This is a genomic window from Sulfitobacter sp. 1A13368, from assembly GCF_043557275.1.
Classification (GTDB): Bacteria; Pseudomonadota; Alphaproteobacteria; order Rhodobacterales; family Rhodobacteraceae; genus Sulfitobacter; species Sulfitobacter faviae.
In genome coordinates this window covers 214,675-240,545 of record NZ_JBIFFR010000003.1, presented here as the reverse complement: position 1 = coordinate 240,545, position 25,871 = coordinate 214,675, and the positions used below count along the sequence as shown (strand labels likewise).

The following is a 25,871-nucleotide window of genomic DNA, read 5'->3' as shown; positions in this document are numbered from 1 at the left end:
GGGGCATTTCATGGACATCCGCGCAATTCTCATGGGGCTGGCCTTTGCCGTGATGTGGTCCTCGGCCTTCACCTCAGCCCGCATCATCGTGATGGACGCCTCTCCCCTGCTGGCCCTCTCCCTGCGCTACCTGATCTCGGGCCTGATCGGCGTCGGCATTGCGCTGGCCTTGGGGCAAAGCTGGCGGCTCACCCCTGCGCAATGGCGGGCGACGATCATCTTCGGCGTGCTGCAAAACGCGGTCTACCTCGGCCTAAACTTCATCGCCATGCAGACCATTGAGGCTTCCCTCGCCGCGATCATCGCCTCCACCATGCCGCTGCTGGTCGGTTTCGCCGCTTGGGCCTTCTTGGGTGAAAAACTGCGCCCTCTGGGCATCGCAGGACTGTTTGCCGGTGTCATCGGCGTCGCCATCATCATGGGCGCGCGCCTTGGCGGGCAAGTGGACCTCTATGGCCTCATCCTCTGCGCCATCGGCGTTGTGGCTCTCACCGCCGCCACCCTGCTGGTGCGCGGCGCGACCTCGGGCGGCAACTTCCTGATGGTCGTGGGCCTGCAAATGCTCGTCGGTTGCGTCGCTCTCTCCATCGCCACCGCGCTGTTCGAAACGCCCCGGATCGACCCCAGCCTGCGCCTGACGCTTGCCTTCGCCTATACCTGCCTCGTGCCCGGCTTGGCCGCCACTGTGGTCTGGTTCTGGCTGGTCAACCGCATCGGTGCCACAAGGGCGGCGACCTTTCACTTCCTCAACCCCTTCTTCGGCGTGGCCATCGCAGCGCTGCTGCTGGGCGAAACGCTGGGGCCGCGCGACATCCTTGGGGTCGCGATCATCGCGGGCGGCATCCTCGCCGTCCAAGTCTCGCGCCAGCGCAGGGCATAACGCCAGTGTGAGGCGCACCCCCTTTGAATTTCACCGCCACACCCCATCTAATAGGCCAAGCTCATGAACGGAGGACGCCATGCCCCAATACGAGAAAACCAACGCCGCGATTGACGCGCTGAGCCCCGAAGAATTCCACGTTACCCAACGCAGCGGCACCGAACGCCCCGGCACCGGCAAGTACCTCGACAACAAGGAACCGGGCATCTACGTCGACATCGTTTCGGGCGAGCCGCTGTTTGCGTCGTCCGACAAATACGAAAGCGGCTGCGGCTGGCCCAGTTTCACCAAGCCGATCGAGCCTGCCTATGTGGAAGAACTGGAAGACGCCTCGCTCGGCATGGTCCGCACGGAAGTGCGCAGCAAACACGGCGACAGCCACCTTGGCCACGTCTTCCCCGATGGCCCGCCCGACCGGGGCGGGCTGCGCTATTGCATCAATTCCGCCTCCCTGCGCTTCATCCACCGTGACGACATGGAAGCCGAAGGCTATGGCGAATATCTCAACCAAGTGGAGAATGTGACATGACAACCGAACGCGCAGTATTGGCCGGGGGCTGTTTCTGGGGCATGCAGGATCTGATCCGCCGCCGCCCCGGCGTGGTCTCGACCCGCGTCGGCTATACCGGCGGCGACGTGCCCAACGCGACCTACCGCAACCACGGCACCCATGCCGAAGGGATCGAGATCATCTTCGACCCCGCGAAGACCTCTTACCGCGAGTTGCTGGAATTCTTCTTTCAGATCCACGACCCGACCACGGTGAACCGTCAGGGTAACGACATCGGGATGAGCTACCGTTCGGCGATCTACTATGTGAACGACGAACAGAAAGCCGTCGCCGAAGACACCATCGCCGATGTCGAAGCCTCCGGCCTCTGGCCCGGCAAAGTGGTGACCGAGGTTGAGCCGGTGGGCGACTTCTGGGAGGCCGAGCCCGAGCATCAGGACTACCTTGAGCGTCTGCCCAACGGCTACACCTGCCACTTCCCCCGCGCCGATTGGGTCCTACCTAAACGCGACGCCGCTAAATGAACCGCTGCCCCCGGCCCCGCGCCGGGGGTTAGCCCACCGCCACCCGTGGGCGGCCCGAAGCCTCGACCGTAAGCGCGGCCTCGACGAAGACTTCCCGCCCTTCGACATCCGCCAGACGAATATCCCGCGTCACATCGCATTCAATCTCCGCCGCCCCGGCTGCCCCCGCGCGGGCACGGGCGGCTTCGGTCAAAGCGCGCTCCGCTTGGGACAAAGCGCATTCAGCGGTCGGGAAATCCTGCGGGCCATTAGCGAGGTGGAGGCGAAACACCCCCTCTTGCGGTACGGTGATGGTCGCGCTTTCGCGCATGATGACCCGGCCCACCACCGCGCCGATAGCATTGGCGACATGGGCGTATTTGGGCAAGATCATCTCATTGCCCAGCCTTTTGCCCACCGCCGGGTAGTAGGTCGCCGCCGAGGCGCCCAATCCCACGACAGGCAGGTTCAGCCCCGCATCAATCCGCAGCACGCCGCGATGTCCCGACAGGCCGCGCTGCATCAACACATGGCGGGCCAGAACCTCTGGCGGCAGGTCGAAACCGGGGGTTTCTTCGGCGAATGCAGTCTCTAACAGGGCCAAAGTCGTCTGCTCGGTCAGACGGTCGAGGATGATCTGGGCGAGGTCATCAGGATCGGGGCAGAACCGCAGCCCCGAACCACCGCGCTTGCGCCCGAACAGGGTCAGCGCCTTGCGCGCGGCATCGGCATCCCATGCACAAAGATGCCCCGCCACATGGCTCGCATCCGTGGGCGTCACCCCCGCCAGTTGCACCAGCCCGCGTGCGACCAACCGCGCCAAAGCGCTTTGATCGACCCGATTGCGCAGCACATCCCCCAAGGGCCAGACATCGCCGCCGATCCGCTCCAACAGTGCCATGTCGCGCGGGGCCAGACCTTCGGCCCCCTGCCCCTCTACGGCACGGACAAAGCGGCCATCGTGCTCTGCCACCACGCTGCGGCGCAGCTGCGCGTCCAAGGCGTTATGCACCACCTCCGGCGCGTTGACCGCGATGAGAGAGATCGGCAACAGCCGCTTCGGTCCAAGGGTCACGCCTGCGGTTAGACCCTGAGACGTGAAATGCACCTCGCTGTCACCGCCCAGCCCGTGGGTGCGCATCGCGACCGCCTCGACCATGGTTCGATAGGGACCGACCTGCGCGCCTGCCGGGTCAATCGCCGGGCGACCGTCGCGCAATAGGGCCACATCGGTCGTCGTGCCGCCGATATCAGACACCAGCGCCGTCTCTGCCCCGGTCAACCAGCGCGCGCCCACCAGCGATGCCGCAGGGCCGCTGAGGATGGTCTCGATGGGCCGTTCGCGGGCCTGCCCGCTCGACATCAGGGCGCCATCGCCGCGCACCACCATCAACGGCGCGTGGATGCCCAGATGGCGCAATTGATCCTCTGCGCGGCCAATCAGCCGGTCGATCATGCCGATCAGACGCGCATTTAACAACGCCGTAAGCGCCCGTTTCGGCCCGTTCAGCTTGGCCGAGAGACTGTGAGAGGCCGAGACGGGGCGCCCCGTGACCTCTGCCACCAGTTCTGCGACCCGCTGCTCATGCGCGGGGTTGCGCGTGGCGAATTGGCTGGCCACGGCAAAGCCGCTGACCTCAGCCTTATGCGTCTCTAAAAAAGCGATCAAAGCCGGTTCGTCCAGCGGCGCCGCCTCTGCCCCCGCGTGATCATGCCCGCCGGAGAGCAGCAGAAATGGGTCGCCCCGCAACGCCTCCGACAGCCCATGCGCTTCAAGATCCGCCGCCCGAAACCCGACATAGATCAAGGCGACGCGCCCGCCCTGCCCCTCGACCAGAGCATTGGTCGCCAGCGTGGTCGAGAGGGAGGCCATGGCGATCTCTTCCGCCGCCACGCCGGATTGGGCCAAAACCGCGCTGACCGCCTTGCCCACGCCCACGGCCAGATCGGCACGGGTTGTCAGCGCCTTGGCGGTGGCGATCACCTCGGTCTCATCGCGGATCAGCACCGCATCCGTATAGGTGCCGCCCGTGTCCACGCCCAATAACACCGCCATGGGCGTGCCTCCTATGCCAAACGCGCCGCCGCCCAACGCGCGGCCTCGGCCACGGTGGGGTCAGCGTCTTCGGTCAGTGATTGCGCCACAGGGCGCAGCCCCGCCAGCCCGGAATTGCCGATGGCATAGAGCACGTTGCGCACGAAACGATCCCGCCCGATCCGTTTGATCGGAGAGCCGGAATAGCGCGCGCGGAAAGCGGTATCGTCAAGGCCCGCGAGCTCGGCCAGATCGGCGGGTTGCACCGCCGGACCGTGATAGCGCATATCGCTGGCCGCCACGGCGAACTTGTTCCACGGGCAAGCGGCAAGGCAATCGTCGCAGCCATAGATCCGGTTGCCCATCTTCTCGCGCAGGTCCAGATCGACCGGCCCTTTATGTTCGATCGTCAGATAGGAAATGCAGCGCCGTGCGTCGAGTTGATAGGGCGCGGGGAAGGCATCCGTTGGGCAAGCGTCAAGACAGGCCCGGCAAGAGCCGCAGTGGTCCACCTCCCGGTCGTCGGGCGGCAGATCGAGGGTGGTGAAAACAGAGCCTAAAAAAGCCCAATTGCCGAACTTCCGGCTAAGTAGGTTGGTGTGTTTGCCCTGCCAGCCGAGCCCCGCGGCCTGCGCGAGCGCCTTTTCCGGCACCGGGGCGGTATCGACGAAAACCTTCACCTCCGGATCGAGCACGCGCGCCTCTTCCATCAGCCAACGCGCCAGCCGCTTCAGCCGTTTCTTGACGATATCGTGGTAATCGCGCCCCTGCGCATAAACCGAAATCCCGCCCTTGTCGGGATGCTCCAACACCGCGCGGGGGTCATGTTCGGGGGTGTAGCTTTCGGCCAGCATGATGACCGACCGCGCCTCGGGCCAGAGGGCGGCGGGATTGCCGCGCCAATGCATCCGCTCTTCCATCCAGCCCATCTGCCCGTGAAACCCGGCCTCGACAAAGCGGGCGAGCCGTTCGGGCACCTCGGGCACGTCTTGGGGGCGGCAAATGCGGCAGGCGACAAAGCCTTCCTCAAGCGCCCGGGCCACCACCCGCGCCTTCAGAGCCTCCGGCCCGATCTCGGCGCGGGGGGCGGCAGGCATCAGAAGTCGAGGTTGTTGTAATGCAGCGGAGGCGGGAAGCCCGGCAGTTGATCGGCGAGGATCGAGCGGAAAGCCGGGCGCGACTTGATCTTGGCGTACCAATCCTTGACCACGTCAGAGCGGTTCCAATCCACGTCTGAGATATAGTCGAGCGACGACAGATGCGCGGCGGCGGCGAAATCGGCCAGCGTCATCACGTCGCCCGCCAGCCAGCGGCGGTGATCCAGCAGCCACGCCATGTAATCGAGGTGATATTTGATCGCCTTGGCCCCGGCCTTGACGTTCTTGCTGTCCGGGTAGCCCTGTTTGGTGACCTTCTTGTTGACCCGCTCATACAGCAGTTTCGAGGTCACCTCGTCGTGGAACTTGTCGTCGAACCAACTGACCAAACGTCGCACTTCCAAGCGCTGCACCGGGTCACTGGGCAGCAAAGACGCCTCGGGGCGGGTCTCTTCGATATACTCACAGATCGCGGCGCTTTCCGCCATCATGATCCCGTCAAGCCGCAGCACAGGCACCTTGCCCGCAGGGTTGCGGCGCAGGAAATCGGGGTCTTGCTCCCAATAGCGCTCTTCGACCAGTTCCACCTCGATCTTCTTCTCCCCAAGGCTAAGCCGCACCTTGCGACAGAAGGGGGACAAGGGAACGTGAAACAAGCGAGCCGTCATATAAAGTCCGTGTGGTTAAAGGGATTGCACTCTTCCATGCCTGCTGGCGCGGGGATTTTCAACTCTCGAAACAGGCGGCGCGACCGTCCGCGCGGATGGTCGCCGCCCCGTCCATGATCTGCGCCGTGCGCTTGCGGGTAAAGTCACCGGGGCGCGAGGCGGAACGCTCTTTCGGGTCGGGCAGGATCGCGGCAAGGCGGGCGGCCTGCGTGGCGCTCAGGTCTGCCGCCGCGACGCCAAAGTAATGCGGCGCCGCCGCCCCGACGCCAAAGACACCTTCGTCGAACTCGGCCACATTCAGATAGACCTCGATGATCCGCCGCTTGGGCCAGAGGGTTTCGACCAGCGGGGTCATCCCGGCTTCAAGCGCTTTGCGCAGCCACGACCGGCCATGCCAGAGGTAGACGTTCTTGACCGTCTGCTGGCTGATCGTCGACGCCCCGCGGGCCGAACCGTTCTCGATCGCGGTACGAATCGCCTGCATGTCAAAACCCCAGTGGTTGCAAAAATTCGCATCCTCCGCCGCCACGGCGGCGCGGGCCATCACGGGGGCGATCTGTTCCAGCGGCACCCAGTCCCGCTGCACCCCGCCCAAACGGCGCGATTCCGAGAACATGTAGAAACCCGTGGGTGGATTGACGAAGCGGAACAGCAGCACCAACAGCACCGCCAAGAGAAAGGCCAGCGCCAGGGCGCGCAAGGCCCAACGGCGCGCGCGTTTCTTGAGCGAGGGGCTGCTCTTGCTCGATTTCTTACCCTTGGGGGCGGTCTTTTTCCGTGTCGCCATGGATCAGCTATAGGCCGTCTGCGGGATTTTGTGAACGGCTCTCACGCGCGGTGATCTCTTGCGCGAGGAAGGCCCCGATCCGGGCCGAGCCACGGGCCGAGGGGTGCACATTGTCGCGAACGAAGAGGTCGCGATCCCCCCGGTCGATCACATCTTCGGAATCGACGAAATGGATCCCGGGGCGGCGCGCGGCGAAGCGGGCGATGCGGGATTCGATTTCGACCAGATCATCACGGCAGCCCGCGAAGGCGCCCGAACCGGAGCCCGCGTAATAGCCCATCCACATGACCTGCGCGCCGGTCTGGGCGCGCAGGCGTTGCAGAAAGGCAGGGATGCTACCGCTTTGACCATCCGGCGCAATCAGCGCATCGACAGCGGCTCCGCAGGCGCCACAGCCGCAATCGGCGTTCAGGTCATTCGCGCTGCCATTGACCACCACCCAGTTCCAGCGCCCGCCGGGGAACTGTTGCTGGATGTCAAAGCCGACGGCAGAGGCCACGGTCGAGGCATTGTCGAACTGAGCGCCCGGCACAGCGCGGCTGGTGACGCTTCGGCCGGTTTGGTTTGCAATGACATCGGGGATGGCGCGGCCCCCGTTCCACGCCATGATGGAATCGCCCAAGACGAGGATGTCACCCCCGCCGCGCGGGGCAGTGTCGGTGCAGGCGGCAAGGCCGGTGACTAGGGCGAGGGCGACTAGGATTTTATGCATGGAGTCCTCCGATGCGGAGGAGGTAGCGCATCCCGTTCCGTCTACCACCCCCGGCCCGGAAGCAAGCCGCATGCGCCGGGCCATTGCTTGCCCGCGCGACCGGAGCCGCGCGGGGCAAAGGTTACTCCGCCGGAACCGCCGCCTCTTCCACGCTGAGCGGCGCGGGCAGATGCACCAACATCTCCTTCGGGCAAACCTGCAAGAAGTTGTGCTTCTCGGTCTCCCAATGCTGAAGGATATCAGCGGCCTTGCGGCTCTTGGTCTCGGCGACATGGCGCTCCAGCAGACCGTGCAACTGATCGAGCCAATGATCGACGCTGACCGGGCATGTCACGATGGTTTCGGCGTTCATCAACTTATGGGCCGAGCCTTCGGGATCATAGAGATAGGCCATCCCCCCGGTCATCCCGGCAGCGAAGTTCGCGCCGATCTCACCAAGGATCACCGCCACACCGCCGGTCATATATTCGCACCCGTTGCTGCCGCAGCCTTCGATCACCACATGCGCGCCCGAGTTGCGGACGGCGAAACGCTCGCCGGCCCGGCCCGCGGCAAAGAGGTATCCCGCCGTCGCGCCATAGAGCACCGTGTTGCCGATGATCGTGTTTTCCGACGCCACCACCGGGCTCGCCATCGAAGGCCGCACCACGATCGTGCCGCCCGACAGACCCTTGCCGACATAGTCATTGGCATCGCCCGAGACTTCGAGCTTTAGCCCCGGCGCCGCGAAGGCCCCCAGCGACTGCCCAGCCGAGCCGGTCAGCTTCACCGTCAAGTGGTCCGGTTGCAGCGAATTGCGCATCCCGAAGCGCTTGACGATATGGCTCGACACCCGCGTGCCGACGGTCCGGTGCGTGTTTTGGACGGCATAGGACAGTTGCATCTTCTCACCGTCCTCAAGGAAGCGCGCGGCATCGCGGACGATCTGCGCGTCCAGCGTGTCGAGCACAACCTGACGCGGCTTGTCGCGGTCATAGACGTTCTCATTCGCGCCATCGACGGTGATCAACAGCGGGTTCAGGTCGAGATCATCAAGGTGCGCCGAGCCTCGGCTGACCTGCGTCAGCAGGTCCGCACGGCCGATGACCTCATCAAGGCTGCGCGCCCCGATGGAGGCGAGGATCTCCCGTACCTCCTGCGCGTAGAAGGTGATGAGGTTCACGACCTTATCCGCATTGCCGGTGAACTTGCCGCGCAGCGCTTCGTCCTGCGTGCAAACGCCGACGGGGCAGGTGTTGGACTGGCACTGGCGCACCATGATGCAGCCCATGGCGATGAGTGCGGCGGTGCCGATGCCATATTCTTCGGCCCCCATCATCGCCGCCATGACGATGTCGCGCCCGGTGCGCAGCCCGCCGTCGGTGCGCAGGGTCACCCGGTCGCGCAGGTTGTTCATCGACAGAACCTGATGCGCTTCGGTGAGGCCCATCTCCCACGGCAGACCCGCATATTTGATCGAGGTCGCAGGCGATGCCCCGGTGCCGCCGTTGTGGCCCGAGATCAGGATGATGTCGGCCTTGGCCTTGGCCACGCCCGCAGCAATCGTGCCGACGCCGGAGGAGGCCACCAGCTTCACCGTCACCTTGCAGCGCGGGTTGATCTGCTTGAGGTCGTAGATCAACTGCGCGAGGTCTTCGATCGAGTAGATATCATGGTGCGGCGGGGGCGAAATCAGGGTCACCCCCTTCGTCGAATGCCGCAGCCGCGCGATCAGGTCGGTGACCTTCATGCCCGGAAGCTGGCCGCCCTCACCGGGCTTGGCGCCCTGCGCGACCTTGATCTCCAACTCTTCGCACTGGTTAAGATACTCCGCCGTCACACCGAAACGGCCCGAGGCGACCTGTTTGATCTTGGCCGAGGGGTTGTCGCCGTTGGCCTCTGGCACGAAATGCGCCGGATCTTCGCCGCCCTCACCGCTGTCGGATTTGGCACCGATACGGTTCATCGCCACGTTCAGGGTCTTGTGCGCCTCGGGCGACAGCGCCCCCAGCGACATCCCCGGCGTTACGAAACGCTTGCGGATTGAGGTGATGCTTTCCACCTCCTCCAACGGCACCGGGTTGCCGCGCGGCTTGATGTCCAAAAGGTCGCGCAGATGAATCGGCGGATTGCTCTGCATCTTTTTCGAATACTGCTGCCACATCTGGTAGGACGCTTTGTTGCAGGCCATTTGCAGCATGTGCATGCTGCTCGCCTCCCAAGCGTGTTTTTCGCCCGAGCGGCGCAGCTTGTAGAAGCCACCGATGGGCATCACGACCCCATCGCCCTGCCAGCCCTTGGCGTGAACCTCTTCGGCCTTGCGCTGGATGCCGACGACACCGATGCCCGAGATGCGGCTGGTCATGCCGGGGAAATACTCGGCACACATGGCGCGGGACAGGCCCACCGCTTCGAAGTTCAGACCGCCGCGATAGGACGAGATCACGGAAATCCCCATCTTCGCCATGATCTTGAGCAGACCTTGGTCAATCGCCTCACGGTATTTCTGCACCGCCTGCGTCAGGGTCATGTCCAGCAGCCCGCGCTCAATCCGGTCGGCGAGGGAATCCTCGGCCAGATAGGCGTTCACCACGGTCGCACCGCAGCCGACCAGCACGGCGAAGTAATGCGGATCGACGCATTCTGCCGAGCGCACGTTAAGCGAGGTAAAGGTCCGCAGCCCCTTACGCACCAGATGGCTATGCACCGCGCTGGTGGCAAGGATCATCGGCATCGCCACGTGGTCAGCACCGCTGTGCTGATCGGTCAGCACCAGATGCCCCGCGCCCGAGCGCACGGCGTCTTCCGCCTCGGCCCGGATGCGCGCCAGACCGGCGCTCAGGTTGCCGTTGCCGGGCTCGAAGGTGCAGTCGATGGTGACTGTATGCACTTTGAACTGGGCCATCAGCTCATCGAACTGCGCGTTGCCCACAAAGGGGCTGTCGAGCACGATGATCTCGGTCTGGGAGCTGTCTTCGTCGAGCACGTTCTTGAGGTTGCCGAACCGTGTCTTGAGGCTCATCACCCGGAATTCGCGCAAGGAGTCGATTGGCGGGTTGGTAACTTGGCTGAAGTTCTGGCGGAAGAAGTGGCTCAGGGGGCGGTACTGGCCGCTAAGCACCGCCGAAGGCGTGTCGTCGCCCATCGAGGCCAGCGTTTCCTTGCCGTCCTCGGCCATCGGCGCAAGGATCTGCTCCAGCTCTTCGATGGTATAGCCCGCGGCCACCTGACGGCGGCGCAACTCGGCGCCTTCGAACAGCGGTTTTTCGGTGACACCGGCAAGGACACCATCCATCTCGGTGATCTTGCCGACCCATTCGCCGAAGGGCTGATTGGCGGCCAGTTTGTCTTTAATTTCAGTATCATGGAAGAGTTTTCCCTCTGCCATATCCACCGCGATGATCTGGCCGGGGCCAAGCGCGCCCTTGGCCACGACGCGCGCCTCGTCCAGCGGCACCATCCCGGCTTCGGAACCGGCGATCAACATGCCGTCCGAGGTTTCGACATAGCGCATCGGGCGCAGCCCGTTGCGGTCAAGCCCGGCGCAGACCCAGCGGCCATCGGTCATCGCTAGGGCGGCGGGGCCGTCCCAAGGCTCCATGACAGAGTTGCAATAGGAGTACATGTCGCGCCACGCCTGCGGCAGTTCCACGGCCTGTTTAGACCAGGATTCCGGCACCAACATCGTCTTGGCCATCGGCGCGGAGCGGCCCGCGCGCACCAGCACTTCGAACACGGAATCAAGCGCCGCGGAGTCGCTGGAGCCGGAGGCCACGATCGGCTTGATGTCCTCGGCCATCTCGCCAAAGGTCGCGCTCGCCATGCGGATCTCATGGCTCTTCATCCAGTTCATATTGCCCTTGAGGGTGTTGATCTCACCGTTATGGGCCAACATGCGGAAGGGCTGCGCCAGCCACCACTGCGGGAAAGTGTTAGTGGAATAGCGCTGGTGATAGATCGCGAAGGCGCTGATGAATTTGTCGTCTTTCAGGTCGGGATAGAACTCCGCCACCTGTTCGGCCAGCATCATGCCCTTGTAGATGATCGAGCGGCAGGACATCGAAGCGATATACATCTGCGGCACCTGCGCCGCGATGGCGGCTTTCTCGATGCGGCGGCGGATCACGTAGAGCTCACGCTCAAATGTCTCTTCATCCACGCCCTTGGCGTTGGAGATCAGGATCTGCTCAATCTCGGGCCGGGTCGCATTGGCCTTTTCACCCAGCACCGAAATGTCGACCGGCACATGGCGCCAGCCATAGATGTAGTAGCCCATGCGGAGCACTTCGGTCTCCACGATGGTCCGGCATGTCTCTTGCGCGGCGAAATTGGTGCGCGGCAGGAAAACCTGACCCACGGCGATCAACTCGTCTTCGCGCGGGGTGTGGCCGGTGCGGCGGACTTGCTCATAGAAGAAGGGCACGGGGATCTGCACATGGATGCCCGCGCCATCGCCGGTCATGCCGTCGGCGTCGACCGCGCCGCGGTGCCAGATCGCCTTGAGCGCGTTGATCCCGTTGACCACGACCTCGCGGGTCTTCTCGCCGTTGATGTTGACCACGAGGCCCACGCCGCAGGAGGAATGCTCTTCCTCGAAACTATACATTCCCTTTTCGGCCATCATCGCGCGTTTGGCTTCTTCGCGGGCCACCCAGGCGTCATCATATTTGGTCATGGCTTGGTTCCTTCCACAAACGCCGCAAATCCTGCTTTGACTTGGGCCTTGGTTTTGTTCTCGTGCGCGCTGGCAATGGCAGGGCCATCGGGCGTCACGTCTATTTTACTCTTGGTCTCGGGCAGCGCCGCAGGGGGCGAGGCGGCAGGGCCGCCCCGATACCATCACTCCGCCGCGATGCGCTGCGCGCCGTTGAAATCGTCAAGGATCGCCTGCGCGCAGTCGCGCCCGTCTTTGATCGCCCAAACCACAAGGCTCGCCCCGCGCACGATGTCGCCCACGGCATAGACCCCGTCGAGCGCGGTCGCCCCGGTGACGTAATCGGCCTTGATCGTGCCCCAGCGGTTGACCGGCAGCTCCGGCTCGTTCCAAAGCGTCGGCAGGTCTTCGGGCTCAAAGCCGAGGGCCATAATCACCATGTCGGCTTCTTCGACATAGTCGGCGCCTTCGATCACCTCGGGCGACTGGCGGCCCGTGACGTCAGGCGCGCCGAGGCGCATCTTTTGCACCATCACACCGGTCACCGGATCGCCGACGAAGCCCTTGGGCGCGCTCAGCCATTCAAAGATCACGCCTTCTTCTTCGGCGTTTTGCACCTCGCGCTGGCTGCCCGGCATATTGGCCCGGTCGCGGCGGTAGAGGCATTTGACGCTTTCCGCACCCTGACGGATCGAGGTGCGCACGCAGTCCATCGCCGTGTCGCCGCCGCCGATCACGACAACCTTCTTGCCCGCGGCGTTCAGACGGCCGCTTTCGAATTCTTCGACCGTGTCGCCAAAGCTCTTGCGGTTGGAGGCGGTGAGGAAGTCGATCGCGCGCTCCACGCCGAAACCGCCAACACCGGGGGCTTCGATCTCACGGGTTTTGTAGACGCCAGTCGCGATGATCACGGCGTCATGCTTGCCCCGGATCGCGCCAAAGCTGATGTCGACACCGACATCGCAGTTCAACTCAAAGGTCACGCCGCCTTCGGCCAACTGCGCATTGCGGCGCTCAACCACGTCTTTCTCAAGCTTGAAGCCGGGAATGCCATAGGTCAGCAAGCCGCCGGCCCGGTCGTAGCGGTCATAGATGGTGACCTGCACGCCCGCGCGGCGCAGCATATCCGCCGCCGCCAGACCGCCCGGGCCTGCGCCGATGATGCCGACACTTTCGGGCCGTTCTTCGCGCGGGGCGGCGGGTTTGACCCAGCCCTGCTCCCAAGCGGTGTCGGTGATGTATTTCTCGATCGAGCCGATGGTGACGGTGCCATGACCCGACTGTTCGATCACGCAGTTGCCTTCGCAAAGCCGGTCTTGCGGACAGATGCGGCCACAGATCTCGGGGAAGGTGTTGGTGGCTTGGCTGATCTCATAGGCTTCTTGCAGACGCCCCTCGGCGGTCAGGCGCAGCCAGTCGGGGATGTTGTTGTGCAGGGGGCAATGGGTTTGGCAGTAGGGCACGCCGCATTGGCTGCACCGGCTCGATTGCTCGGCCGCTTTTGCATCCGCATATTCGGCGTAAATTTCATCGAAATCCGTCCGGCGCAAATCGGGCGGGCGTTTTTCGGGCATATCCCGCGCAACGTCTGTAAATTTTAGCATGACCTGCTTCGCCATATACCCGTTCCTTCGACAAATTCCGTCAGAAGGCTCGTATACGAGAGCGCCAAAGTAAATAAAAGACAGCAATGCTGACCTATTTACTTCTTTCCGAGCAAATGAGCGGCTCGGCCATCATTTTTATGCATCATTTAAGGTCCGATGCGGACCTACCCACTAAAACCCAGCCCAAAGCGCGAGGATAACCACCCCGCCCACAAGGATTCGCCACCACCCGAAAAGCGCATAGCCATAGCGGCTGATGTAATCGAGCACCCAACGCACCACGAAAACGGCAGAGATAAAGGCCATGGCGAAGCCCACGGCAATCTCGCCCATGGCCGAGGCATCCAGCACATCGCGGTTCTTATAGATGTCATAGGCGAAAGCGCCCGCCATCGTCGGCATCGACAGAAAGAAGGAGAATTCTGCCGCCGCCCGCTTACTGGCCCCCAACAACAAAGCCCCGACGATCGTCGCGCCCGACCGCGAAGTGCCCGGCACCATGGCGAGACATTGGATCACCCCAATCTTAAACGCCATGAAGAGCGGGAATTTGGTCGCATCGGAATGGGTCGGCGCAGGGGCAATGCGGTCCACGACCAGCAGGACCACCCCGCCCAGTACCAACATGACAGCAATCAGCAAGGGCGTTTCGAAAAGGACCGTTTTGATGAAGTCATGCGCCAAAACGCCGATCACGACCGCTGGCAGAAAGGCCAGAAGCACCGACCAGATGAACCGCCGCGCCTGTGGATCATGGGGTGCTGCCGAGAAGACCGCCCAAAGCCGCGCGGAATAGACCGTCAGGATGGCAAGCACAGCGCCCAATTGGATCACGACCTCAAAGGTCCGTCCGGCGCTTTCGAAACCCAAGAAATGACCGGCCATCAAAAGATGCCCGGTCGAAGATACGGGGATGAACTCTGTCAGCCCCTCCAGCAAACCCAGAAAGGCGGCGATCAGAGTGGTCGATTGTTCCATTATCCCTGCCGCAGATTACGTGCCGATGCTTTGATGGCGTCATATTGCCCCGAGGGCCGGAACCGCCAGAGATAGTCGGGGAGCACCGCATCCATCGCGGTTGGGGTGATGTCAAGCTCGGCAAAGCCGCGCGCGTCTTCCGCCACGACATTGTCCTTGCGCAGGTTCTTGACCTGATCGCGGGTCAGCATCTTGTTGGTGAACAGCCCAAAGGTAGCCGTCTGCACCATATCGAACCCGAAGGCGACGATTTTGGCGAGGAACCACGGCATGTTGAGCACCAACCGACGGCGGCGAATCACCTTAAGCATGCGCTGCATCAACCCGCGGAAGGTATCCACATCGGGACCGCCGAGTTCATAGACGCCCGAAGCGACCTGCCCCTCCAGTGCTTTTTCCGCCGCCTTGGCCACGTCATCGACGAACACCGGCTGGAACCGGGTCGAGGCACCGGCGACCGGCAGGATCGGGCCGGTGCGGGTCATGCCTGCAAAACGGTTAAAGAATTCGTCCTCTGGCCCGAACATGATCGAGGGGCGCAGGATCACGGCATGGGGCATATGCTTGAGAATGGCCGCCTCGCCCTCGCCTTTGGTGCGGGCATAGTCGCTCTCGGCCTCCATATCCGCGCCGATAGCAGAGACATGGACGAAATGACCGATCCCTTCGGCGGCGGCCATGCGCGCGATACGCTCGGCCCCTTCGGATTGCACGGCGTCAAAGCTGTTCTTGCCGGTCTCGACCAGAATGCCCACGCAGTTCACCACCGCATCCGCGCCGCGCAGCGCGTCGGCCACGGAGCCATCGTTGCGGATGTTGCACAAAACAGGTTCGACCTGGCCGACCACACCATAGGTCCGCACAAAGAGCGCCTCGTTGGGATGGCGCACCGCCACCCGCACCCGCCAACCAGCTCTGGCCATGCGATACGCGATATAGCGTCCGACAAACCCCGAACCGCCATAAATCGTGACCAGCTTAGACATTCTGCCGCTCCTGTAGATAAATTCTCTGACAGGATGTACCTGCGCACTGCCCCTGTCACAAGGCCAAACCCCCGGTTGCAGCACCTCGCGCGCAGGATTTTCCGATTTTCGCACAAATTGCGATTGACAGTCACCCGGCTGAGCCTTAGAGCACCCCACACGATACGTGCCCAGGTGGCGGAATGGTAGACGCGCTAGCTTCAGGTGCTAGTACTGGCAACGGTGTGGAGGTTCGAGTCCTCTCCTGGGCACCATAATTCCGCGATAAATAGTTGATAAGTATGCGCTTTTACTGAACAGCGGCTTTTCAATCCACCCCTGTGTCCACCCGCTTCACCCGGAAAGGGCTGAAGGATGCAGAAAGGCGGCTCTTCGCTACTGGAACACCCGGAACAAACATTGACTCAAATGCGTTAGTTGACTAACCGAGCGCGGAGAATCGGGACTATCTAAGTCGTTTTTTCTTGGATATGACAGATTTTCAGTGTTCACTCATTTTGCGTAAAGCGAAAACTAGCAGAAAATGCACGCTTCCGCATCGAAGGGAGACAGACATGAACTTTCCACAAACAGACAAAACCCTGATTCAAACTCTCACTGAAGCTACTCGTAAGAAAATGACAGCTAAAGAGGTCCATAACCAGAGAGTGTCGTTCATCTTGGCTACACTCGACGATGGGAAGACTTCCATTACTCAGGAGAAAGTCGAGAAAGAACTCTCCAAACTTGAAGGTGCGGCTGCCTAACTTGGGGGTTTTTTTTGATCTTATTTGACATTGCGGAGTCGGAATCGAATTCCATCTATCAATCAATGGCGATTTCCAACGGGGATCGCCAGTTTAGCTTCTTAAAATCAATAGTCGGAGCCGCACTGGAAAGCGGAAAGCCCTATCTTTCACAGAATGTTATCAAGGCTTTGAATTTTCATGCGATTGCCTGCCTTCACGTGAATGCAGGTGAGTACCGCCCTTGCGAAGTTGTTGTAGGTGAGCACCAACCACCTCAGATGTTCCGCGTGAACGCTCTGATGGATGACTTTGTGAACGACGTTAACCGCAACTGGGCGGACGTCGATGCAGTAGCGCTCGCGTCATTCGTGCTATGGCGACTGAATTATATACACCCATTCATCAACGGGAACGGCCGAACAGCGAGAGCCGCATGCTACTTCGTCCTGTGCGTCAAATTGGGCGGATGGCTGCCGGGAACCCCCATTCTGCCAGCCCGCCTCACGGCGGTGCGAGGAGCCTATGTTGAGGCGTTAATGAAAGTTGACAAGTCCTTGCTTGGTGGGCAGTTGGACCTGAGTCCACTGTCCGAGATGATCGGCGAACTTACCCAAGAGCAAGTGAAGAGCGCGGAGGACAACTCTTAACGGCTATTGGAGCTATAATAACGCGCTAATTCCTTGCAGAGCATGCCACCACCAACGGTGGATCAGCCGGAAACGACCGAAGATCAAACCACTTAAACCGCGTCCCGTCTGCATTGCGTTGATCACCCATGATAATCTGCGGGGCGTTCACCCGGTTGCGGATGAGTGCAGCACGGAACGCCCGTAGGTCGATGAGCCACCACGCCTCTAAGCCCGTCTGGTCGGCGTTGGAATGTCCGTAGAACATCCAGTCGCCATTGCCGTTCACAATCTTGGAAAGCTCTGTCTGAGCGCCAGATGCCACTGCTGAGCGTATGGTGAACTGGTAAGGGTAGCGCTGAGCGTAGCCAGGACGCCTGACCCGTGCTGCAACCCGCATGTCGCGGGCATCAAGCATCATCAGGTCGGTGGCTTGGATATGGTCGAAAGGATCGGCAGCGGTTTCCAACAGGTAGCCACCGATCAGTTGCTTTATCTCAGGCAAGAACCTGTCGGACCAGTTCCGGTTGTTGGTGTAGCAGTTCATTTCTGACAGCCTCCAATGCGGCCCCCACCGCGTTGCCCACGCCCCGGTAGAGAGGCGCAGGCGGGTTTGCTAGGCCTTGGCCCGCAGGTATTCGATCACGGCCTTCTGGGCGCGCGGGTACTGCTCACAGAGCAACTGGCCAGCGCAATCTTCTACGCACCATTCGAGCATGGCGGCAGCATCCGCATCCGTTTTCGGCTCAAAGCAGGAAATGCGCTCTGCAAGCCACTCGATGTTCTCATCAAGCTCGCTCAACTCAGCCGGTTCAGCCCCATGCTCATCAGGCAGTTCCTGCAATAATGCACTTCTACTGCGTCTGGCTGCATTCCATTTATCCAGCAGTTGAACAGCACCTGTCCTTTGGCTGGCATCCTCGTCTGGGCGTTCGCCTCTTAGTTCAACCAGTTCAAGGGTGCTGATCAGGTCGCCCACCATATTCCCCGCCAGCTTGACAGTGTGCGCTGTAGCCTCCCCGTCTCCCGGTTGCTCGGGCGCGTCCCCTTCAAGGGAGCGGACACAGACGCGGAGAATGCTGCTCAGGTCGTATGCATTGGAAATTGCGGTTGCGAGGTTCGTGTTCATTGTGCTTCCTCCCCTGCCAGACGCCGCGCGCCGGTGCGCAGATTTAGCATTGCGAGGTAGGTAGGATTCTTCATTGAAGCCTGCCATTCGGGCGACCCGATATGAGAGACTGGACCTTCGGTCTCCCAAAGAAGGTTAGCCAATGCGGCAAGCCCATCGGCGGTGGTCGGCACATGCTTCAGCATTTCATCTTCGACGCGGTGCAGCTCTTCCATCATGTCATCAAGCAACGGATCGCGGCTGTCCACGCTGTTGATGAGCTTCCGCAGTGGACGGCACCGGGCGTCCAGATCAACCAGCGGATCGGGTTCATCTTCGGTCAGGCGTTCAGCATCGGCGCGAAGGGCGTCAATGGCTTCATCGAGCATGCCATCGCAGATGAGGGCCTTCACCTTCCGCAAGGCATCCATCGGGGTTTGCGGCTCAATGGCCATAAGGGCGCGTTCGGCCTTGCCTACAGCCTCTGCGGCGTCCCCGACTGCATCTTCTTTCACAGGTGACATCTTGCCCCCGTTCGCGGCCTGATGAGCGTCACTGGCTGCGATAGCAACCTCATGGGCTTGGCGGGCATCGTAAACAGCCTGTAGGGCGTTCGTGAAATTTGACATGTAGATTTCCTCCGTTCGTATGGTGTTCGGTCACGGTTGTTAGATGGCAGGCAGTTCAGGCGCGGTATTCGTGGACAACCCCATCAACGGCGATGCGTGAGATGGTCGCCAGATTCACAGAGCGGGGCGCTCGGGCCTTTGCGTCCCAGACAGGCAGCAGATGAGGGTGGCGAGCTTTGCGCGTCTCTACGGCCCGCTTTCCGGCCCCTGTGGCAGCATCGCCTTTCACATGGCGCTGCAAGGTCGCGGGCTGCACCTGCATGGTGCGCTCAGTGCCATCAGCCTTCGTGAAGGTGACAGCGCAGAAACGGCCACCAGCAGAAGCGATCAGGTCGCGCTTGGCGGCATAGTCCTGGGCTGCGCCGTCGTGCTCCTGTGCTGCTCTCAGTGCGGCTCGCAGGACACCGATGCGGGCATAGTCGGGCTGCTCCCAATGGGTTTTGCTTTCAAGGACAGCAATTTCGCTCTGGATGCGGGCCACCTCGGGCGATGCCTTAGCCTGCTGGTCATCCCGCGCTTTCATCGCACGTTCGTGCTTCGCGTTCGCCCATGCGGCTTTGAGGGCGCGGCGCATAATCACCCGAAACCCGTACAGGGCCACGTTGGCGTTGCGGACGATTTCCCAAGCTGCGGTCATAATGGCTTTGCGGTTGTAAGTAGCGGAGTTCGTCATGGCGATTGCCTCTCATGTGCTGATAGCATACAATTAATACTGACAGCACATGCTGTCAACACATTAAATATGCTGGTAGCACATATTAGGATTCTCATGACCCCGGAACAGTTCAAAATGGCCAAGTCCGCATTGGGCTTAAGCAATCCTGACCTCGCTGAAATCGCGGGTTTGCACCGGAACACCTTAAACAAGGTCGATAAAGGGGAAGGTAAGGCCTCGACGGTACAGCACCTGCGTCTCGCCTTAGAAGCTCAAGGCGTTCAGTTCTTGGATAGCGGAGAAGTCGCCACAGGTCCCGGTGTCGCAATTAGCAGAGACGAGTAGATAGCCGCTAGCCATATTGAGCCGCCTCCCCCCGTTACTCCCAAGGTTGAGTACGACAAGACCGGAGGAATGTAACACAACATTGGAAGCGGGATTTCTCAGATGTTGCGATACTTATCTCCGGTCTTCTTCTAACTAGATTGCGGAAAAGCGTTACAACAACCGCGTGAAGGAGCACAGAAGGCCGCCGCAGTTGGCCGCGATTGCATCTCTGTAGGTTGCTAGATTGGGTAAAGTTTGGTCCTCTGGAGAAATTGGTTTGGATGGATTGAGGTGGGACAATGGCAACTAGGAAGCTGCATAGGAATGCGCGACGCTTTTCGAGAAACGTGAGAGCCTTTGTATCAGCTAGCATTGTCTTGGCAGCACCAACGGCTTTCGCTGGGCCAGATGCCACGACAAACTATCTTATGAACACCCCTGCCACATTGTTGGATTTCGGATTGTACAAACTCTCGCTGCGAATTCAGGCAGTCAATGGCAATGGATATGCTGCGTACGATTGGGACAACGATGAGATTAAAATTGTCCTCTTCAGGTCTCTGGAACCCAAAACAAAGTCCAAAGTAGCCTGCGTAAAGGCAATTGCAGATACCAGACAAGCCGCAGGCGTTGTTGACGGAAAATCACTAGAGGAATTTAGCAGCTTCGCTCGCATGTTCGGCCACAACGGTTTCATCGCAGGCGACCTCGACGCACACAATAAGCGCATGCAGGATTTAGATAAGAAGTTCCAAATTCTCTGCATAACTCCTCAAGCCACGTATGAAGCAGCCGTAGTTGGAAGTGGGTATAGTTTGCGGGTTAATGAATGAGCGCCTATCTTTAGCTCATGAAGCGGAGGAATTGCGCAATGCGAAGCAAGATAGCCCAATGGTTGCAAAGTAAGGCCGCCCTAGACGTTGCTACGAATTCCTACTGGATAGGGGCATTCTACGTCGTTTGGATCGGGGCGGTTTGGTACTTCGACTGGGGCGTAACCCTCTGGTAAGCTACGCGCTGGGCGTAGAGGCATTAAACTCTGCCCTGCACACGTCTCCCGCCTCAGCCATGCCAAACTGCACTTCTGCCACCATTGTATCTGGCCCAAGTTCGCCCAGCGCATCGTAGATGTTCCAGGTGAGGCATATGAAATACTCCTCGAACGTTCTGCATTCCTTCGCAATTGCTCGCCCCACAGGATCAGCAGCAAGTGCCTCTGCGGCCTGTCGAATGGCATCCACCCGATCAGGCCGCATTGGTCGCTCAAACGGTTCTCTCCCTGAGTGCTTCACTGCGCCACCGCACCAGACAGGGCGCGAACCACTGCGCTTTGGTCACCTTCCGCGCCAACGCTAGGCATGAGGGCTTTCTGTGCCAACAGAGCGGCTATAACGCGGCTCTCAAGGGCGCTGGCGGTTTTCTTGGGTAGAGGCTTGCCATTGCGGATTAACTCACCCAGCGCCGCGATTTTCTTGCGGGTGTTACGTTCGCCCAGATATTTCGCGGTCTGACCCGCTATACCGGGTGCGATGAACAGCGGGTTTCCGGTTGCTCCTGCTGCACCTGCTGCACCAGTGAAACCCCCAAGCGATAGAGCACCGGAAGTTGGCGCTAGGCGACCAATGAGGCGCAAGGCATTCTGCGTGGGCGTCCCGTCTGCAATGTCACGCATGGCTTGCAATTCAGTTTCGCTGAACCCCCTACGCAGCTTTGGGTTCTCCAGCACCCTGCGCACGTTCTGACGGATTGCGTTTATCTCGTTCCCTCCGGTCCCTGTAGTCGCAGCACGGCGCAGTCCTTTTGCTACCAAGCCGGTATCCTCGGCTTCGAACAGTTGCGACTTGTATACCCGCCGCGCCTTCTCGCGGGCACCAGTCAGCGCCTCCACCACTTCGCTCGCTCTGTTGGTCCCGGTAACATCACCGGGCTGCAACTGATCTAGGTGGCTATCAATCGCATCTTTCATCATCACGCCAAGGCGACGTTCGCCTGCCTCGTTCGATCCTGCCACGTTATCGCCGATCCACTGGCGCGCCTCATCCACCTCAGCAATTGTTGGCGGACGCTGGCGCATATCTCCGGCCAATTCCTCTGCCGCAATCGCCGCCTTGGGGTTCATGCGTCGAGTTGCCGGTCGGGTGCCGAACGTGCCTTCAATGCTTCCGGCCAAAGCATCGGCAGATTGTGGGCTGAGCGTTGCACCGGATTCTCGCACAGCGTCATAGCCAGCACTACTCTGTGCCTGTAGTTCTTCAAGCGTTGGAGCCTTGGGGCTTGGACGCATTGCCCGACTTGCGGCCACCGGAGACAACCCGCCAGCAAGGGAGGCGATGAAATCGGCAGTATCGTTCTCAGGCGCAATCTCACGTGACGTCTGGCCAGCAATGCCCGATCCCACCGCACTCGCTGCCTCCCCACCCGCTACGGCCAGAGGGGCTTTGGCACCGCGAAGCATGATACCACCCGGCACCGCCATCGCGCCGACTTCCATGCCGACCCTCCTCCCGAACCGTTCTGCTGCGTTTTGTGGTTCAACCTCTGAAATTGTGGGGGCGAGCAGGTCTCGGAATGTACCGCTACCGCCGACCGGGCTTTCGATGGGTTTGAAGTCCGTGCCCGCCAAGGCATTCACACCCTGCTTGCCCATGTTGATCGCGCCGGTCATCAGGTCCACTGGTGCGCCAAGAATGCCAGCAATGCCTTCATTAACGCCGCTCATGGTTTGCCCAACCATACCGGTCTGCTGTCCGCTATCATCCGCGTATCGCGTCCAAGGACCATCAGGGACAGGAGATAGCGACCTGCCTTCAATCGCAGCCATGGCCTCGGCCTCAAGCAAAGCAGTCAAAGCCGCATTGCTCATCCCTGACATTTCAGCGGCACGGCGTCGTTGCTCAGCCTTCGCGATTGCCATCCGGCGTTGCGCGGCTTTAATCGCAGCCTGCTTTTCCGGTGAAATCTCTGTCTGCGCCTGACCCTGTGCGCCTTCTTTCAACGCCTTTTGCCTACGGGCTTCCGCCGCTTGTCGTGCCAGCTTTTCGTAATCTTGGTCACTCATTTTCTCGCCCCTTTTCCATGGCATATTCTACCCTATTTTCATTGTTTTCCAAAGCCATAACGTCCTTTTCTTGGGTCGTAAGCGGCTTCTCATTTGGATCAATCTCTCCCCGAGAAATTGCTTGGCAACGTGCCTGAAAATCCTCCAACGCTTCTGCGCTATCGCGTTCAACGAAAGCGCCTGCATGAGGGCCTGTAACAATCGAGGCTTTCCAAATTTCTCCCTCGATACCACCGCCTTTGGCCTCAAAGACCGTTCGAAAATACACGATGAGGTAGTCTAAGCCTCCCGACTTCCGCTCCATCGCTTCTAGGCGTCGTTTGATATTCATTTTTCTGCCTCCAATGCCGTGATCCGGCGCTCAATCTCTGTGGTTTCCAAGGTGCGGCGGAACTGCTCGACCACTGCCATGACAGTCGCTGCCTCCAATGGCGTCACGTCGCCCTCTGCGATTGCTTTGAGAATGGCCCTTGCGGCCTTGGCTGCGTCCTCTGCCGTTTCAATCTCTGGCAGGGCAAAGGAAACCGGTGAATCCTTGCGGGCAGGCGCGATACGGTCGAGACACAGACGGAGAGCCGTGACATCGCCTTCCAGCGCCTTATCGATGGCTCTCTGCGTCAATGCTTCCTGCTGACCTTCCAGCATTGCTTCGATGGCCTGTGTGGCCCTGTGTCGTGATCCTTTGGGCTTTCCGGGGTTGCCGGGGGCGAAGGTGCCGTCAGCGTTCCGGCCTTCCGTTTTCGCGCCGCTGTTTCGGTCGTTCTTTTTGCTCATGCCGAATGCCTTTCGTGAGAATGTTTTTGCTGCTGAGACAGGTCGGTTTGCGTCACCACCTCGTGAGAACCAACTGAGCGCGTGACCACCCCCTCCCCCCCTTTAGGGGGAGGGGTGGTGACGCAGTGGTTTTGGGGGGTGTTTGCGTCACCTTGCGTCACCTGCTTTTCGGGGGTGGTGACGCACATCATTCGTTTGCCCATTCGCCAACCTCAATCGTCGGCACTGGCTTTCTGATGGGGCCGGTCTTGGTGCCTTTCACAAGCGCGCCGGAATGGAGCCAAGCCTCGATCATTTTCTTGATCCGGCGCTTGTCCTTCGCAGCATCCAACCCCAGAACCTCTGCAACGACCACCCCGGCCCAATCTTTCCCCGACTGATCCGAGTATCGCGGTTGCTTGCCCTCAATGGCATGCTGTACAGCCAAGAGGTCCTTGCTGGTGAAGCCGTCGAAGGTATCCGGCCATTCCCAAGCTTCAGCCACTCCGACGCTTTCACCGTTCGCCAACTCGACGGAAGCCATACGCCGCCATGTGCGCTTTCCTACGGGCGCAAGATTGGACTTATCGCGGGTCACAGTGAAATAGGTGGTCAGGTCATCGGGCTGAATGCCCGCCTGCTCTCTCTCGTCCGCTGTCATGCGGTTGAGGACCCGGCCAGACCGTGCAGCCGCCAGAAGGGCTGAACCGCCTCTGCTGTCCTCTGTTGTGGCCTCTACGCCGTTGGTCTTGCGGGTATGGTGAACCAACTCAATCGCGCAGTTGCACCGATCCGCCAGACGCGCCCATTCCTTGGCGATGAGGTCAATGGCGACGTTGTCGTTCTCACCCGCCTGATGCGACGACACGAACGGGTCAACAATCATTACGTCAATCTGCCGCTCAGCGATTTCCCGCGCCAGTTCCTCAATCTCAGGCCTAACGATCACGACGCCCTCGCGGGTCTGTACCGCAGTGCAAAGCTCGCGTTCGCGCCCGGTGTCTACGAACAACCGTCCTTCGACCTCATCGGGCTGCACATCATGGTGCTGCATGGCCGCTGTGATGCGCAGGTTCATCTCGTCGCGCGGGTCTTCAAGGTTGTAGAGCCAGACGTTCAAGCCTTTGGCCGTCCACTCCCCCAGCAGTTCCCGCTCAGAAACCATCGCAAGCCCTTCCACGATGGTCAGAGAGGACTTGCCTACGCCACCGGGGGCAACGGTCACGGCAACCTGCTTGCGCAGAAGGTGCCTCCCATAGACCCACGGGCGGCGGGGCAAGCTGTTGGGGTCCTGCCAGATAAAAGGCGTGGGCAAGCGATGAGTGTCGGTCGGATGCTCTGCCCGGTGATGATCCAGTTGCACTGCCATAGCTGTGAAATCGCGCATCAAGCTGCCTGCCTCCCTTGTACGAAGTCGAGGAAGGCCGCTTGGCGCTCGTAGGGCATCGCCTTAAAGCTGGCGAGGCAATAGGCCTCCCGCTCGTCAGGGACCGCCATATCGGCCCAGAATGCTGCCTCGTCCATGTGGTTGAACAGGGGCGCGATGGGTTGCCCTGCTGCCGAGGGCATAACGCCGCCCAGCGCCGCCTCTGCGACAGCCTCCGCATCCTGTGGCAGCAAAGCTTTCAGCGAAACATAGGCCAGCGCGGCCCGCTCTGTCGTGCTGAGACGGGCGCGCAGGATGGCGGGAAGGCTAAGCCACGCGTCAAGGTTATCCAGCAGCAAGCAGTAACCCAGCGACCGGGATACGCTATCGATACGGTGGGCGGTGCGGTTGACCGAGGCGCTATGGCCCCGGTCGTTCGCGGGCATGTGCAACCCGTCCATCAAACGCCCTCCCCGTAGTGCAGGCCAGCGACAAGGCGGGCTTGGGTTGCGGTCAGGCCATAGAGGCGTTGCAAGCGGGCAATCTGTATTTTGAGGGCCATCAGCATGCGCCCCCATTTCCGTTGATCAACTCAACTTTGCTCTTAAGGGTGTAGACCCCAAATTTGGCGCGGTCGGTGTCGCTGTCATTGGCGTAGAGGTCCATTGCGATGTCTACGCCGTAGTCACGCTTGAGGATGTGAACCAAGTCCGAGATGCGAACGGGGCTGGCACAGTACATGGGCGCTTGCATCAGCCCTTCCAGCACCCGACGCTTGTTCTTGGACACTGTGACAGTACGGGTCTCGCCATCTTCATCAGTGACCCGATACTGGGCCGGACTGATGGTGTTCGGGAAGTCGCGCCACCGGTTGTTCCGGCGGGCGTTTGCCGGGGGATTGCCGTTAATCGTTGTGTTGCTGCTCATTTAATCGGTCCTTGAGTTTTGGACCAAGCGCGGCTAAAATTCGGATAGTCCGCCAAGACTGTCGAATGATTAGCGCCCCTGCTTGATCCGTTGGATTCGGCGGGGGTTTGCATTAAGCGGCTTGCGGTTGGGAGGCGGCAATCGCGTCGTCAACTTCGCTTTCCACCCAATACAGGCGGCTCCCGATTTTGATGGGTGCCGGAATGCGGTTTTCGTCGACATCGCGATAGATGGAGGACCGCGAGCGGCCTCCCATTTTGTCAGACAATTGGTTCAGGTTGAGGTATTTCATGCTTC

Annotated in this window: 27 protein-coding genes and 1 tRNA gene; 8 read left to right on the top strand and 20 right to left on the bottom strand. The window is 60.8% G+C overall.

Translation table 11 applies throughout. The features are described from left to right. Window positions 1-10 precede the first annotated feature (10 nt). The 3 genes from ACGYK4_RS08240 to msrA all read left to right on the top strand — a co-directional run bounded on the left by ACGYK4_RS08240 (window position 11) and on the right by msrA (window position 1,915). Window positions 11-880 (top strand): DMT family transporter, encoded by an 870-nt coding sequence (locus ACGYK4_RS08240; protein ID WP_168612445.1) that lies wholly within the window; start codon window positions 11-13, stop codon window positions 878-880. A 79-nt stretch (window positions 881-959) separates the two neighbouring features. Further along, complete coding sequence (msrB, locus tag ACGYK4_RS08235) at window positions 960-1,409, top strand: peptide-methionine (R)-S-oxide reductase MsrB (RefSeq protein WP_067263849.1); 450 nt, start codon at window positions 960-962, stop codon at window positions 1,407-1,409. Continuing rightward, the gene (gene msrA, locus ACGYK4_RS08230; RefSeq protein WP_394430541.1) at window positions 1,406-1,915 is read left to right on the top strand and encodes a peptide-methionine (S)-S-oxide reductase MsrA; all 510 of its coding nucleotides are present in this window, start codon (window positions 1,406-1,408) and stop codon (window positions 1,913-1,915) included. The genes msrB and msrA overlap by 4 nt, the downstream gene beginning before the upstream one ends. Before the next feature lie 28 nt (window positions 1,916-1,943). Here msrA and ACGYK4_RS08225 read toward each other — a convergent pair whose 3' ends face one another. The 9 genes from ACGYK4_RS08225 to ACGYK4_RS08185 form a co-directional block, all read right to left on the bottom strand. Next, a complete protein-coding gene (locus tag ACGYK4_RS08225; protein WP_394455966.1) occupies window positions 1,944-3,950 on the bottom strand; it encodes a hydantoinase/oxoprolinase N-terminal domain-containing protein in 2,007 nt (668 codons plus the stop codon). An 11-nt stretch (window positions 3,951-3,961) separates the two neighbouring features. Further along, window positions 3,962-5,026, bottom strand: a complete 1,065-nt coding sequence (gene queG, locus ACGYK4_RS08220) for a tRNA epoxyqueuosine(34) reductase QueG (RefSeq protein ID WP_394455964.1) — start codon at window positions 5,024-5,026, stop codon at window positions 3,962-3,964. Further along, window positions 5,026-5,694: a glutathione S-transferase family protein gene (locus ACGYK4_RS08215; RefSeq protein WP_067263858.1), complete on the bottom strand. Its 669-nt coding sequence runs from the start codon at window positions 5,692-5,694 to the stop codon at window positions 5,026-5,028. The genes queG and ACGYK4_RS08215 overlap by 1 nt, the downstream gene beginning before the upstream one ends. A 58-nt stretch (window positions 5,695-5,752) precedes the next feature. Continuing rightward, entirely contained in the window at window positions 5,753-6,481 is a 729-nt protein-coding gene (gene mtgA, locus ACGYK4_RS08210; RefSeq protein WP_168612441.1) for a monofunctional biosynthetic peptidoglycan transglycosylase, read from the bottom strand. A 7-nt stretch (window positions 6,482-6,488) separates the two neighbouring features. Then, window positions 6,489-7,193 (bottom strand): SGNH/GDSL hydrolase family protein, encoded by a 705-nt coding sequence (locus tag ACGYK4_RS08205; RefSeq protein ID WP_394455963.1) that lies wholly within the window; start codon window positions 7,191-7,193, stop codon window positions 6,489-6,491. 121 nt (window positions 7,194-7,314) lie between these two features. Next, window positions 7,315-11,847 carry a glutamate synthase large subunit gene (gene gltB / locus ACGYK4_RS08200; protein ID WP_394455961.1) on the bottom strand — a complete coding sequence of 1,511 codons (4,533 nt, stop codon included), beginning with the start codon at window positions 11,845-11,847 and terminating at the stop codon, window positions 7,315-7,317. Between the two features lie 164 nt (window positions 11,848-12,011). After that, entirely contained in the window at window positions 12,012-13,445 is a 1,434-nt protein-coding gene (locus ACGYK4_RS08195) for an NAD(P)-dependent oxidoreductase (RefSeq protein ID WP_394455959.1), read from the bottom strand. Between the two features lie 159 nt (window positions 13,446-13,604). Further along, on the bottom strand, window positions 13,605-14,411 hold the full coding sequence (locus ACGYK4_RS08190; protein WP_394455957.1) for an undecaprenyl-diphosphate phosphatase: 807 nt from the start codon (window positions 14,409-14,411) through the stop codon (window positions 13,605-13,607). Next, entirely contained in the window at window positions 14,411-15,397 is a 987-nt protein-coding gene (locus tag ACGYK4_RS08185) for a complex I NDUFA9 subunit family protein (RefSeq protein ID WP_394455955.1), read from the bottom strand. The genes ACGYK4_RS08190 and ACGYK4_RS08185 overlap by 1 nt, the downstream gene beginning before the upstream one ends. Before the next feature lie 168 nt (window positions 15,398-15,565). Here ACGYK4_RS08185 and ACGYK4_RS08180 point away from each other — a divergent pair. The 3 genes from ACGYK4_RS08180 (at window position 15,566) to ACGYK4_RS08170 (ending at window position 16,772) form a co-directional block, all read left to right on the top strand. Next, window positions 15,566-15,651 (top strand) — tRNA-Leu (locus ACGYK4_RS08180). 300 nt (window positions 15,652-15,951) lie between these two features. After that, window positions 15,952-16,143, top strand: a complete 192-nt coding sequence (locus tag ACGYK4_RS08175; protein WP_394455954.1) for a hypothetical protein — start codon at window positions 15,952-15,954, stop codon at window positions 16,141-16,143. Window positions 16,144-16,157: 14 nt separating this feature from the next. Beyond that, entirely contained in the window at window positions 16,158-16,772 is a 615-nt protein-coding gene (locus ACGYK4_RS08170) for a Fic family protein (RefSeq protein ID WP_394455952.1), read from the top strand. A gap of 25 nt (window positions 16,773-16,797) precedes the next feature. Here ACGYK4_RS08170 and ACGYK4_RS08165 read toward each other — a convergent pair whose 3' ends face one another. From ACGYK4_RS08165 to ACGYK4_RS08150, 4 genes are all read right to left on the bottom strand, one after another. Then, a complete protein-coding gene (locus ACGYK4_RS08165; protein WP_394455950.1) occupies window positions 16,798-17,298 on the bottom strand; it encodes a hypothetical protein in 501 nt (166 codons plus the stop codon). 69 nt (window positions 17,299-17,367) lie between these two features. Further along, window positions 17,368-17,880: a hypothetical protein gene (locus ACGYK4_RS08160; RefSeq protein ID WP_276153805.1), complete on the bottom strand. Its 513-nt coding sequence runs from the start codon at window positions 17,878-17,880 to the stop codon at window positions 17,368-17,370. Continuing rightward, window positions 17,877-18,488, bottom strand: a complete 612-nt coding sequence (locus tag ACGYK4_RS08155; protein WP_276153804.1) for a hypothetical protein — start codon at window positions 18,486-18,488, stop codon at window positions 17,877-17,879. Before ACGYK4_RS08155 ends, ACGYK4_RS08160 begins: the two co-directional genes overlap by 4 nt. A gap of 55 nt (window positions 18,489-18,543) precedes the next feature. Beyond that, entirely contained in the window at window positions 18,544-19,161 is a 618-nt protein-coding gene (locus ACGYK4_RS08150; RefSeq protein ID WP_276153803.1) for a hypothetical protein, read from the bottom strand. 96 nt (window positions 19,162-19,257) lie between these two features. Here ACGYK4_RS08150 and ACGYK4_RS08145 point away from each other — a divergent pair, with 96 nt between their 5' ends. Next, the gene (locus ACGYK4_RS08145; protein WP_276153802.1) at window positions 19,258-19,488 is read left to right on the top strand and encodes a helix-turn-helix domain-containing protein; all 231 of its coding nucleotides are present in this window, start codon (window positions 19,258-19,260) and stop codon (window positions 19,486-19,488) included. A 410-nt stretch (window positions 19,489-19,898) separates the two neighbouring features. Beyond that, window positions 19,899-20,303, top strand: coding sequence for a hypothetical protein (locus ACGYK4_RS08140; protein ID WP_276153801.1), 405 nt, complete (start codon window positions 19,899-19,901; stop codon window positions 20,301-20,303). 455 nt (window positions 20,304-20,758) lie between these two features. Here the strand turns inward: ACGYK4_RS08140 and ACGYK4_RS08135 are convergent, their stop codons facing one another. From ACGYK4_RS08135 to ACGYK4_RS08105, 7 genes are all read right to left on the bottom strand, one after another. Then, window positions 20,759-22,528, bottom strand: a complete 1,770-nt coding sequence (locus ACGYK4_RS08135; protein ID WP_394455948.1) for a hypothetical protein — start codon at window positions 22,526-22,528, stop codon at window positions 20,759-20,761. Further along, the gene (locus ACGYK4_RS08130) at window positions 22,521-22,859 is read right to left on the bottom strand and encodes a hypothetical protein (protein WP_394455946.1); all 339 of its coding nucleotides are present in this window, start codon (window positions 22,857-22,859) and stop codon (window positions 22,521-22,523) included. Before ACGYK4_RS08130 ends, ACGYK4_RS08135 begins: the two co-directional genes overlap by 8 nt. After that, window positions 22,856-23,302 carry a DUF5681 domain-containing protein gene (locus tag ACGYK4_RS08125; protein WP_394455944.1) on the bottom strand — a complete coding sequence of 149 codons (447 nt, stop codon included), beginning with the start codon at window positions 23,300-23,302 and terminating at the stop codon, window positions 22,856-22,858. Before ACGYK4_RS08125 ends, ACGYK4_RS08130 begins: the two co-directional genes overlap by 4 nt. A gap of 187 nt (window positions 23,303-23,489) precedes the next feature. Continuing rightward, entirely contained in the window at window positions 23,490-24,650 is a 1,161-nt protein-coding gene (locus ACGYK4_RS08120) for an AAA family ATPase (protein ID WP_394456138.1), read from the bottom strand. 17 nt (window positions 24,651-24,667) lie between these two features. After that, a complete protein-coding gene (locus tag ACGYK4_RS08115; protein WP_067265740.1) occupies window positions 24,668-25,108 on the bottom strand; it encodes a hypothetical protein in 441 nt (146 codons plus the stop codon). Between the two features lie 100 nt (window positions 25,109-25,208). Beyond that, on the bottom strand, window positions 25,209-25,574 hold the full coding sequence (locus tag ACGYK4_RS08110; RefSeq protein ID WP_067265742.1) for a hypothetical protein: 366 nt from the start codon (window positions 25,572-25,574) through the stop codon (window positions 25,209-25,211). Window positions 25,575-25,686: 112 nt separating this feature from the next. Next, window positions 25,687-25,866, bottom strand: coding sequence for an AlpA family transcriptional regulator (locus tag ACGYK4_RS08105; protein WP_067265745.1), 180 nt, complete (start codon window positions 25,864-25,866; stop codon window positions 25,687-25,689). Window positions 25,867-25,871 lie beyond the last annotated feature (5 nt).